The organism is Aliivibrio fischeri (genome assembly GCF_009727955.1).
GTDB classification, from domain to species: domain Bacteria; phylum Pseudomonadota; class Gammaproteobacteria; order Enterobacterales; family Vibrionaceae; genus Aliivibrio; species Aliivibrio fischeri_A.
Genome location: NZ_WOBR01000004.1, coordinates 842895 through 854986, shown reverse-complemented (window position 1 = coordinate 854986; position 12092 = coordinate 842895). Strand labels below are relative to the sequence as shown.

Sequence of the window (12092 nt, the reverse complement as noted above, 5' to 3'; positions counted from 1 at the left end):
GTATAGGGAAGGTTAGCTTAACTGATGGTACTAAATATCTTAATACAAAGACAAATGAGAAAGTTACATAAATGCTATAATATGGTTATTAAATATGTTTGTGTAGAATTGTTAAAATGAAAGTAAGAATATATGATAATGTGATCTTTTTAGAAGAGCAAAATTGTATAAAAATAAATGAAGTGAAGCATTTAATAGAGGGGAAACAGTCAAGTTTATTAAGTTTTTTAATTAGAAATGAAGGGGTTGTCTTTTCAAAAGAAGAAATTCTAGAAAAAGTATGGAAGAGTGTTGTTACAGATCAAGTTGTTGTCCAAGCCGTATTCAAATTAAGAAAATTATTTAAAGATAACAATCTCGAATCTCCAATAGTAACAATACCTCAAAAGGGATATTTATATGAATCACGTACTATTAAGGAAGATGGTTCTTGGTTTAGAAAAATTAAAAGAAAAGTTAATTTAAATAATATTTTTCTTACCATATTGATGGTATCTATATTTATGGTCGGTCTTTATTATTGTTCATTAGAAAAAGTTGAAGATAATCGCTGTGATACAATTAATTGTAATAATATCGTATATGTGAAATACGATAAAAGTTCTTCAGAGCAACAAGGACTATTAAATTTTATTAATTGGCATTTTTCCGTAAATCATAATATAAATTTTTCTTCATCTAATGATTTTGAGAGTATATCTTCAAGAGTATTAGATATCAATTTCAAGAAAAGAAAGATTATATTTTATGATGAAAATTTAAAAGGGAATTATTTTGAAATAGTCTACAGTGGGAAGATAAGTAAATCCGAATTTTTATTATTGATGATGAATTTAGAGGAAAGAATTTTACTTGATTACGAACATGAAGATTTAACATTATTTTATAATGGTCTACCAAATGAATCTGAAGCATTTAATTTGTTCTTATCTTCTATAGGAGATCCTAAAGGGGACTTATTTAATAAGTTTAATATTAAAAAATTGGAGTTAGCTGGTAATGTTGATATAGGTAATCAATATATATTTTCTATGGAGTATATAGTGAAGTTATTCTATTTATACGATATATATTATAAAGATCCTGTGCTCAAATTGGAAATCGAAAAATTAAATAGCCATTTTCTTTCTGATCTGAAAAACATAAAGGTAGAAAGATATAATGATAAAACATATGAAGCTCTAGCGGCATATGAGTTATCAATTGGTGACCCGTACAAATCACTAGAATATTTAAGTAAGTTAGATTTGAAAGAAAAGACATTATATGGACTTTTCTTAAAAGCTAAAACTGAAGAATTATTAAAAGAAAAAGATATTTCTAATGCTAAGTATATGAAAATTTATGAAAATATTAGCATTAGAAATTATAAAGTAATGATGAAATCATTTAAATAATATGGAGAGTAAAGGTGCTTTTAAAAAATAAGATTCTAGTCTATTCATCTTTATTGGTAGTTGTGGTTGCAACTTTATTAACAGTGAATGGATATAGAGCATTTTATAATTTCAATGAAAAAATAGCGATTGAGTCTATTAATGACCGTTCTAAATTATTAGCATCTTCACTTGAGGAAAAAATAAATGGGTATTTTTCATCTTTAAATTCATTTTCTATTTATTTTAAAGATGATGGTAGTTTTGATGAGGAAGCTACTGAAAAAAGTTTAAACTTATTGGCTGAAGCTAATAATGTAGAAAATGCATTTATAGGGTTTAAAGATGGTAGAGTATTTGGTCTTGGGGGGATTTTATCAAATTTAAATGCGAAAGAATCAAGAAGAGAATGGTACGCTAGGATATTTTCTGGTGAAGATAAAGTCATAACTAAAGTATATAAGGATGCAAATAATCTAAGTGTATTTGCATTTGCTGTCCCTGTCTTTAATGATAATAAAGAAATAATTGCTGCACTCGCATTTGGTATAAAACAAGATACTCTGAATAAAGCAATGTTAAAGTTGTCAAATAAGAATCAGATTTATACTTTTATACATGATGGATATGTAATTACAGCAAAGAATGAAGAACATATAGGTGAAAATATCAATGTTCTTGCTAAAGGCTTAGATGGTTTTAACGGTAAGTATATTAGGTTATTTGATAATAATAAAGGTGATTATTTTGTTGCGTCTAATACTAAAATTGATAAATACAATTTAACCATATCGGTATATGAGTATGAAAATGATATTTATAATGCTAGCAAAAACATGCTTTTTGATTCCATATTAATTCTTTTTGTACTATTAATAATTATGTTGCCTATTATCTATTATGGTGTTGTTTATTTAATTTACAAACCAATCGGAGGTGAACCAGTTAAAATATCTGAAATTTTATCTAATATTGCTAATGGTGATTTATCTCAACAGTTAACTTCTTCTGATAAAGATACAGGAATTTATCGTTCAGTTACGTTACTAACTCGCAAAATGTCTGAAATTGTTACAACTAGTCACTCTATCTCAAATAACGTTTCAGCTGCATCAGAAGAAGTGTCAGTCGTTATGTTAGAAACAGCTCAAAACGCTCAAAATGAGCTTGCCCAAATTGAAGAAATTTCAACCGCAATTAGTGAGTTGTCAAGTACATCAAAAGAAGTAACAAAAAACGCAACTTATGCTGAAAATGAAGTAGCAAAGACAAAAAATAGTGTGCTAAATGGTCGTAAAGCAATTAAAGATAAGCTTGATAAAACTACTGGTATACATAATTCAATACAAGTTACAGCAAAACTTATTTCAGAGTTAAAAATTGATACACTTAATATTAGTGAAGTTACTGATGTAATAGACTCTATATCAGAACAGACTAATTTACTTGCGTTGAATGCGGCAATTGAAGCGGCAAGAGCGGGTGATGCAGGACGAGGTTTTGCTGTTGTAGCCGATGAAGTTCGAACTCTAGCCGCAAAAACACAAGATTCAACACTTCATATTCAAAATATTATTACTAAATTGCAATCACAAGCAGAAAAAGTTAACGACAATATCATGTTGAATGTCGATGTCATTAAAGAATCAATGGGCTTGGCTAAAAATGTTCAAACTGCTTTTACACAGATTTCAGATTCAGTTGATAATATATCGGATATCAGTACGTTAGTCGCTACAGCATCACAAGAACAACTTCATGTAACAGAAGAGATTGCTCAAAATACAATACGAACTTTTGATCTAGTTACTCAAAATGTATCAGCAATTAATCAGACACAACAAGCTACGAATGAAGTATCGAAATTAGCTGTCGCACAAAAAACAGAATTAGATTTCTTTAAAGTTGTTTCATCATAATAGCCATAGTACAGCTGTTATCAGCATCCTAAGGCCTCACAGGTACCACTGTGAGGCCTTTTTTTATGAAAAATCAGACACCTCTGGTATAGCAACAAGAAAAGGGTACAATGCACGCAATTCTCATATTGTTAGGAAAGCCTGTGGCTCTTAAACCAACCATCTATAAATTTCGCGTCGCTTTAACAGACATGAATCGTGATCATTATGATTCATTGAATCTGACGATTGCTCAGCACCCTTCAGAAAACACAGAACGCATGATGGCGCGTGTATTAGCATTTTGTTTAAATGCAAGAGAAGGCCTAACCTTTACTAAAGGATTATCAGAAGTTGACGAACCTGATATTTGGGTTCGTGAATATGATGACACGATTTCATTATGGATCGATGCGGGTGAACCAGATGCGGATCGCATGAAAAAAGCAACGCGTCAGTCAAAAGAAACCAAAGTTTATAGCTTCAACTCAAAATCAGAAGTGTGGTGGAAACAAAACCAAAGTAAATTTTCTGCTTACTCAGTAGATGTTGTGCGTTTTGATTGGGAACAAATTCAAGCGTTTGCTGCATTACTTCAAAGAACGATGGATATTTCAGTGATGATCACAGGTGACTCAGCATTTATTTCAACTGAGCAGGGCGAGTGTGAAGTTACTTGGGAAACCCTACAATCAGTAGAATAAGTGATTTAGATTCATTTATTTGATTTTACTGTTTCAGTAATTAAATCTGGTTCATAATGCCTTCTGTTTAGCCTTTATTCAGAAGGCATTTTTTATGGAGCCGACTTTGATGGATCTTGGTTTATTATCTGCAATGTTCCTTATCTTTATAGGATCATTTGTCCAAAGTGCGATTGGTTTTGGACTTGCTATTGTTACTGCGCCACTGCTATTTTTAATTTCTCCTGATTACGTTCCTGCCCCAATAGTGATTGTCGGTTTATTCTTATCCATTATTAATGCCTATAAACATAAAGCGAATGTGTCTTTTCGGGGCTTAGGGTACGCATTTTTAGGTCGGATTCCCGGTTCTGTATTTGGTGGTTTATTGCTTTATTACGTAGATGCAAAACTGCTGTCTCTTTGGATTGGTGTGGTTGTATTACTTGCTGTTGCGATTAGTTTGCTTCCATTTCGTATTGAACCAAATAATTCAAGAATGACGATTGCAGGTTTTTTCTCTGGTCTATTCGGTACCAGTTCAGGTATTGGAGGCCCTCCAATGGCCCTGTTATTACAACATCAAGAAGCAAACCTTATTCGAGCTAACTTATCTGCTTTCTTTGTTGTGAGTAGTTTTATTTCTCTTGCAGTGCAAGTACCTGCGGGATACATGAGCTTGAATCATTTATATCTTACATTGCCATTACTTCCGGCTTCGGTTATCGGTTATCTGGTCGCAATGAAAGTGGTGGATAAAATCGATAAAGGAACAATAAGAAAGGTGTCTTTGGTGATGTGTTCGGTATCAGGTATCGCTGCTATAGTATTAGGAATGAGATGAATACCTTAACTTGCATTGTTAATTCAATATAGTGCGAAGTTTATAAAAACATCTATTGACCTGTCTAAAGCTTCATAGTCTATGCTTTATCAAGTAAACGGAAGGTGTTTTATTTCAAATGATTTATTTGAAGTGGTGCGCCTTCAAAAACGGTTTAAAACATTAGAGATAGACATGAAATTTAGAATAGAAAAAGAATCCGATCATAAAGCAATTGAAAACGTAACTTATAAAGCGTTTGAAAACCATCCGCATCATGCTCCAGGTGCAAAACCAACAGAGCATAAAATCATTGAACGATTACGTGAGAATAATGCACTTACTCTGTCACTTGTGGCTGAGAAGGGTGACACCATCATTGGGCATATAGCATTTTCACCTGTATTAATTAATGGTAAGGATTCGAAATGGTACGGTTTAGGGCCTGTTTCGGTATTACCTGAGCATCAAAGTGAAGGTATTGGTTCACGTTTAATTCGTCTAGGTCTTGAACAATTAATCGAGCAAGGTGCGGAAGGGGCTGTGTTACTTGGTGAACCAGAATATTATCAACGATTTGGCTTTAAGTCGGATGAAAAATTAATACTAGAAGGCGTACCTGCTGAGTATTTTTTAAGTCTGCCATTAACAGAAATTGAAATGCCTCAGGGTGAAGTTAACTATCATCCAGCGTTCTTTGAATAAATAGAACAGATAATTCGTTACATTGACATAAAAAAACCGCTGGAAGTTCAGCGGTTTTTTCATATTTAGCATTTGAGTTAATGTAAGATTAGCTTGGTGTGTTCAATCTTGTTTTAATCGCCAATTTTGCTTCTTCATTTGCTTGTTGTGCTTCTTCCTCAACTTTCTGACGCATCAGTGCATCAAAGGCAACACGTGCTTCTTGAGCAAGCTCAGACGCTGCTAATTTCGCTTCTTTAGCATTTGTCGAGTCATCAGTTAGTTGACGTAATTTTTCAATGATCTCATCAGGTGCATCACCTAAATCAACACTTGATTCACCACGAGCTAATGCTTCTTTACGTAATTGCTTTTTCAGCATCCAAATAGCATCGTTTGCTTCACGCTCAAGATCAGCCGCTTCAATTGCGTTATCACGTAGCTGTTCAAAGCGTGCCAATGCTTGGCCTTCTTTGCTCCATGGATCAACATCTGGTAAGTCAGAAATGTTGATAACAGGATCAACGTAATTATCTTGGTGTGATAAATCAAGCATGGCTGCTTTAACACCAGAGATCATTAGCATGATAGCGATAACTAATAGAGGTAAACCACCAACAATCGCTGCTGTTTGTAATGTTGCTAGGCCGCCCATAAACATCAATGCAGATGGCATGAATGATAGGGTGAAAGCCCAGAACAGACGGTTCCAACGCATTGGATCTTCAGTTACATTTGTTTGTACTACTGACGCTAAAATGTAAGAGATAGAGTCAAACGTTGTCGCAGTGAAAATCACACATAACAAAGTAAACACAGCAATAACAAAAGTACTGAATGGCAGTTGTTCTAAAATAGAGAAGATAGCACGGGTTGCGCCTTCGCTATTAAGAATACCAACAACGTCTAATTCACCAGATAATTGCAGTGATAAACCGTAGTTACCAAGGATGATGAAGTACATTGCACAGCCTAAAGAGCCGAAGAATACTGCACCTGAAACCATCTGTTTAATCGTTCTGCCACGTGAAATACGAGCAACGAACAGACCCATACTTGGTGCAAATACTAACCACCATGCCCAGTAGAAAATCGTCCAGTCTTGTGGGAAGTGCGTATCTGCAAACGTACCCATACCACCAAACGGTTCAGCCCATGTCGCCATCACAAAGAAGTTAGATAGCATACGACCGATTGAGTCTAAGCCTGTTTCCAACATAAAGATGGTTGGACCGCAAACTAATACAAACAGCAGTAAACCTAATGCACCCCAGAAGTTAATGTTACTTAAAATCTTAATGCCTTTGTCCATACCCATATACGATGAGTAAGCAAAGATAGCGGTACAAACCATAAGTACTAAAATCTGGCTACCTGTTGTTGCAGGAATACCAAATAGGTAGCTAATACCTTCGTTGATAAGTGGTGCTGCTAAACCTAAGGTTGTTGCTGCGCCGCCCAATAGACCGAAGATAAACAGTACATCAATAACTTTACCCAGTTTACCAAAGCTGTTTGCTTCGCCAATAACAGGCATTAAAGCAGCAGATACTTTCAGTACAGGTTGTTTACGTACGTAGAAGAAGTAAGCAATTGGAATTGCAGGGATCATATAGATACACCAAGCAATTGGACCCCAGTGGAAAAGACCATAAGTCGCCGCCCAACGTACTGCTTCCTCACTGCCAGCTTCTAATTGAAACGGAGGGTTCTGGTAGTAGTATGCCCATTCAATCGTACCCCAGTACAAAATACTGGCACCGATACCGCCACAAAATAGCATTGCCGCCCAAGACGCCAGTGCAAATTCAGGCTTTTCATCTGGATCACCCAGTTTGATTTGGCCGATATCAGAGAACACGATGTAGATCATGAAGAAAAATGCCGCTAAACCTAGCCCTAAATATGCAAAGCCCAGTTTGTCGGTCATAAATGTTTTAGCTACGGCAATCCACTCGGCACCTTCAGCTGGGAATACCAGTAAAGGAACTACAACCGCACAAAGCAGTAAGATTGCGCCGAAAAAGGTGGGTTTATCGATAAGCTCGAAGTGTTTTTTCATTTTTATTGTCCGTAATAAAAACAGATTTAATTAAGTGCGCGCACCAATAATTCCCCGTGCTGAGGGAATTCAGACGGGTTCAACTTAAATTAATAGAGTATAAATATTGTGTGCGGACGTATTTTTGTAAGTAATGTAATGCTCGAAAAACATTCAGATCACGATTAACCTGAATCGACGATAAAATAGAGCGAATTTGTCAATCTGTCGACAAACTTATTTCTTTATTTTATAAAAAATGTGATCTAGATATCATAAAAATAAATTACGAAAAGTCGCTGTTTAATAAACATTCTAAACGAATAAAAAGTGTCAATGATTGGTTTTGATTGAACCTTAATGCTCTCGGTATCAATAACTAGTCTTAAACCACCAAACAGTTGCATTCTTATTTTTAATGGGCGTATTCTACAAACAGATAACACAAACTAATTATAAATAGGGATGCATTATGATTTATCCTTTCACAAAACAAGACTCAACCGTTGACCACTATTTTTCTCATGCTATTGCTGATCCATACCGTTGGCTCGAAGATGACAGAAGTGAAGAAACAGAAGCGTGGGTGAATAAACAAAATGACGTCACTTTCGATTACCTTTCTCACATTGATTTTCGTGACGATATCCGAGATTTAATCGCAAAAGGTCAGGATTACCAAAAAACGTCACAACCATTTAAGCGTGGTGAATACACCTATTTTTATCAAAATGATGGCTTACAAAATCAGAGTGTTCTGTATCGTTCAAAAGAAGGGAAAGATATTGAAGTCTTTCTTGACCCAAATACGTTCAGCGGAGAGGGGACGACTTCTTTAAGTGTTGTTAGTTTTTCAAAAGATGCTTCATTAGTCGCGTATTCGATTTCAGAAGCGGGCAGTGATTGGCGCAAAATCATCGTATTAAATGCTGAAACCAAAGAGCAAATTGAAGCGCCAATTGTCGATGCTAAATTTACTGGCATTTCATGGTTAGGTTCAAAAGGCTTTTACTACTCAAGCTATGATAAGCCAGAAGGCAGTGAATTATCTGCAAGAACAGAACAGCATAAACTCTATTTTCATGAGATAGGCAAACCACAAGCCGACGATGTTTTGGTGTTTGGTGGAAGTGAAGAAGAAAAACACCGTTACGTAAGTGGTTATACAACGGAAGATGATGCGTATTTAGTGATCTCAGCATCTATATCAACATCGGGTAATAAACTGTTTATCGAACCATTAAACAGAGACGGTTCATATCGATTAACGGTGCTTGATCATACGGATTCAGATACCTATGTGATTGAGAATGAAGACACACACCTGCTGATGTTCACGAACCTAAATGCACCTAATGGCAAAGTGGTATCTTATGATGTTGTTACCGGTGAGTGGACTGACATTATCCCTGAACAACCACAGCCATTAGATATAAGCGTTGGTGGCGGTACCTTGTTTGCAACTTATATGGTTGATGTACTTAGCCAAGTGAAGCAGTACGATTTTTCAGGCAATCTATTACGAGAAATTGAACTACCGGGTGAAGGCCAAGCAACGGGGTTCTCAGGTAAAAGAGAACAAACCGAGCTCTTCTTTACCTTTACTAACTACGTTACACCACCAACGATTTATCAATTTGATGTAAAAACTGGCGAGACAGAACTGTATTTAGCGTCTGCTTCCCCTTTTGATTCTGAGAAGTTTGAATCGAAACAAGTGTTTTATACATCAAAAGACGGTACGCAAATCCCAATGCTTATCTCTTATCGTAAAGGCATTGAGCTTGATGGTAGTAACCCAACGATTCTATATGGATACGGTGGTTTTAATGTCAGCCTAACGCCGAGTTTTAGTGGCGTAATGGCCAGTTGGTTAGAGCTTGGCGGTGTGTACGCGATTCCTAATATTCGTGGTGGTGGTGAATATGGAAAAGAGTGGCATAAGGCAGGAACACAGCAACAGAAACAAAATGTATTTGATGACTTTATTGCAGCAGTAGAGTTCTTAATAGCAGAAAAATATACCGACTCATCACATTTGGCAATTCGTGGTGGTTCAAACGGTGGTTTATTGGTTGGTGCGTGTATGACTCAGCGACCAGAGCTATTTAAAGTTGCTCTGCCAGCGGTTGGTGTTCTGGATATGCTTCGTTACCACACCTTTACTTCTGGTGAAGGTTGGGCGTATGACTACGGTACTTCAGAACAAAGCGAAGAGATGTTTAACTACCTATTAAACTACTCACCAGTGCATAACGTGAAAGAGGGCGTAGAATATCCTGCGACATTAGTGACAACCGCTGATCATGATGATCGCGTTGTTCCTGCTCACTCTTATAAGTTTATTTCTGAGTTGCAAGCTAAGCAATCAGGCGATAATCCTGTATTGATCCGCATCGATGTTAATGCCGGTCATGGTGCCGGAATGCCAATCTCGAAATCGATGGATTTAATGGCGGATGTTTACGCATTTACCTTAAGTAATATGAAGGTGAATCCGTTTGAGTAATTTGAGTTTAATACATTAATAGTTAAGAACACGACAAATTGAAATCACAATAAAAAAGCAGAATGAGGATTAAAATTCATTCTGCTTTTTTGTCAGTTAACTTAGCTAAAAATGCTTATGGTTGCTCAACCAATTCAGCGTTTTCTGGTTGTGAGCTTGTCATCATCTTATTTAGTTTTGGTGCAGTAACAGCCATTACAATAGCGACTGCTAAAGTAACAAAACCAATGTTTTGGAATAGCTCAGTATAAACAGGCAGTGTATCCAGAGGATCGGTTAAATGCTCTGGCGTTGCACTGAATGTTGCTACATAACCACCAATGATGAAAGAAGCGGCTTGAGTTAAAAACCATGCGCCCATTGTAAAGCCCATTAAACGTTGCGGAACCAAACTCGCCACCATCGCAAGGCCAAGACCACTGATCATTAACTCGCCTAAACTTTGGAATAAGTACACCAATATCATCCACCAAACCGAAACCATACCAGCTTGGTCAGCAAACCAGTTGCCTGCGGCTGCAACAGATAAGAAACCAAAGGCACACATAAACATACCAACAGTGAATTTACCTGGCATAGATAAGTCTTTGTTTTGGTTTCCATAGTAAGTGTATAGATAAGCCAATATAGGGCTACAGAAAATCACCCAGAATGGATTTAACGCTTGTAGACTAACAGGGTTAATATCAATACCAAACAACTCAGAGTGGACGTTATTAATGGCAAAAAAGTTAAGTGATGTTGGCATCTGAGCATATAACACATAGAAAATGATCGCTTGTAGCATAAGAATGAAAGCCACAATCATTTTGTTGCGTTGTTCACCTGTTTCTTTAAACGTTTCTTTTAAGAAGAAGCCAACCACACCAACACCGATTAGACCAAGTGCTAAGTTTGCCATCATGATGTTTTGTAATAGCCATGCACACACTAGAGTAGATGCAACTGTACCAATTAAAACGATAAGCGCTTTGGTTTTGTTGAGAGGCAGGGCATCAGGTTCAGAGCCAATCCCTTGCACTGTGCTGCGCAATGAAAAGTAGCTAAATAAACTAGCGATAAGACCCAAACCACAGATGATAAATGCGTATTCATAACCATAATTATTGGCAATAACAGGGCTTATAGAAAGGGAAACTAAAGAGCCAATATTAATGGACATATAATAAAGGGTGAATGCACCATCTAAGCGTGAATCGCCTTTTTCATAACACTTAGCTAATAGGCTGGATGGATTTGCTTTAAATAAACCATTACCAACGGCGATAGCACCAAGGGCTAAATAGATAAAGTTAGGATTTAAAATGGAGAAGCCCATTAAAAAATAACCCAAAGCAAGAACAACTGCACCGAACACCATGGTGCGTTTCGTTCCTAGAACATAGTCTCCGACGTAACCACCAACAGAGACAAGCCCATACACTAAGGCAGCGAATGCACCAAAGGTAACGAAGGAGTCTTGCATGCTAAAGCCAAGCTTATCTACGAAGTAGACGGCGAGGATCCCTTGAAGGCCGTAGTAACCAAATCGCTCCCATAATTCAATGAAAAATATCATCTTAAATGGTTTTGGTTGGTTTAATATACTTACTTTATTATCCATATTAGTTATTTCACCTAGCTGTTTGTTGTTATGTGCGCATTAAAAACTAATTATGAAAATTAAAACGTGATATTTGTTTGTTTTGTAATCTAGTCTCCGTGATCAAGCTCGCATTAGATTAAATACTCTAATAATTAATCATTAGGAAAACCGAGTCGAGCAACGTAATTAGGTGTCTGCTAGGTTGCATAAGTTATTGATTGGTTGAAATTAAATCTCATTAATGTAACTGGGTGAGATTTCAATACAATAAACTGCATTAGATTTGCTTATCTAAAGTCATTATTTTTTGATGCGTATAAAGAGTAAAGGCGTGTTTAGGATGGGGGAGCGTAATATATAGCTGCTTTGAATTCTTTAAGGGAAGAGATCGTCAGGTTGAAGCTAGCTTATTAAGTAAGAAATAGTAGTATTTTGTTAGTACTAGTTTATAACTGTGAAATACTGTAGTGATTGATTTATGAAAACTAAAGGT

Annotated in this window: 8 protein-coding genes; 6 read left to right on the top strand and 2 right to left on the bottom strand. The window is 36.1% G+C overall.

Annotated features, from left to right (window positions below):
• Positions 1 to 116 precede the first annotated feature (116 nt).
• From GNP81_RS07255 to GNP81_RS07235, 5 genes are all read left to right on the top strand, one after another.
• A complete protein-coding gene (locus GNP81_RS07255; protein WP_155673518.1) occupies positions 117 to 1397 on the top strand; it encodes a winged helix-turn-helix domain-containing protein in 1281 nt (426 codons plus the stop codon).
• Between the two features lie 14 nt (positions 1398 to 1411).
• Positions 1412 to 3295, top strand: coding sequence for a methyl-accepting chemotaxis protein (locus GNP81_RS07250; RefSeq protein WP_336495425.1), 1884 nt, complete (start codon positions 1412 to 1414; stop codon positions 3293 to 3295).
• A 143-nt stretch (positions 3296 to 3438) separates the two neighbouring features.
• Positions 3439 to 3978, top strand: coding sequence for a YaeQ family protein (locus GNP81_RS07245; RefSeq protein WP_005418884.1), 540 nt, complete (start codon positions 3439 to 3441; stop codon positions 3976 to 3978).
• Between the two features lie 109 nt (positions 3979 to 4087).
• The gene (locus tag GNP81_RS07240) at positions 4088 to 4801 is read left to right on the top strand and encodes a sulfite exporter TauE/SafE family protein (protein ID WP_005418886.1); all 714 of its coding nucleotides are present in this window, start codon (positions 4088 to 4090) and stop codon (positions 4799 to 4801) included.
• Between the two features lie 174 nt (positions 4802 to 4975).
• Positions 4976 to 5485, top strand: a complete 510-nt coding sequence (locus tag GNP81_RS07235; RefSeq protein ID WP_236798231.1) for a GNAT family N-acetyltransferase — start codon at positions 4976 to 4978, stop codon at positions 5483 to 5485.
• 88 nt (positions 5486 to 5573) lie between these two features.
• Here the strand turns inward: GNP81_RS07235 and GNP81_RS07230 are convergent, their stop codons facing one another.
• Positions 5574 to 7526 carry a BCCT family transporter gene (locus tag GNP81_RS07230; RefSeq protein WP_155673520.1) on the bottom strand — a complete coding sequence of 651 codons (1953 nt, stop codon included), beginning with the start codon at positions 7524 to 7526 and terminating at the stop codon, positions 5574 to 5576.
• A gap of 451 nt (positions 7527 to 7977) precedes the next feature.
• Here GNP81_RS07230 and GNP81_RS07225 point away from each other — a divergent pair, with 451 nt between their 5' ends.
• The gene (locus GNP81_RS07225; protein WP_155673521.1) at positions 7978 to 10014 is read left to right on the top strand and encodes a prolyl oligopeptidase family serine peptidase; all 2037 of its coding nucleotides are present in this window, start codon (positions 7978 to 7980) and stop codon (positions 10012 to 10014) included.
• Between the two features lie 115 nt (positions 10015 to 10129).
• Here GNP81_RS07225 and GNP81_RS07220 read toward each other — a convergent pair whose 3' ends face one another.
• Positions 10130 to 11617, bottom strand: coding sequence for an oligopeptide:H+ symporter (locus GNP81_RS07220; protein ID WP_155673522.1), 1488 nt, complete (start codon positions 11615 to 11617; stop codon positions 10130 to 10132).
• Positions 11618 to 12092 lie beyond the last annotated feature (475 nt).

Bases quoted from the DNA above. Each gene is read 5' to 3' on its own strand.
- GNP81_RS07220 (WP_155673522.1), bottom strand. From the start codon at position 11,617: ATGGATAATAAAGTAAGTATATTAAACCAACCAAAACCATTTAAGATG.
- GNP81_RS07230 (WP_155673520.1), bottom strand. From the start codon at position 7,526: ATGAAAAAACACTTCGAGCTTATCGATAAACCCACCTTTTTCGGCGCA.
- GNP81_RS07240 (WP_005418886.1), top strand. From the start codon at position 4,088: ATGGATCTTGGTTTATTATCTGCAATGTTCCTTATCTTTATAGGATCA.
- GNP81_RS07235 (WP_236798231.1), top strand. From the start codon at position 4,976: ATGAAATTTAGAATAGAAAAAGAATCCGATCATAAAGCAATTGAAAAC.
- GNP81_RS07225 (WP_155673521.1), top strand. From the start codon at position 7,978: ATGATTTATCCTTTCACAAAACAAGACTCAACCGTTGACCACTATTTT.
- GNP81_RS07255 (WP_155673518.1), top strand. From the start codon at position 117: ATGAAAGTAAGAATATATGATAATGTGATCTTTTTAGAAGAGCAAAAT.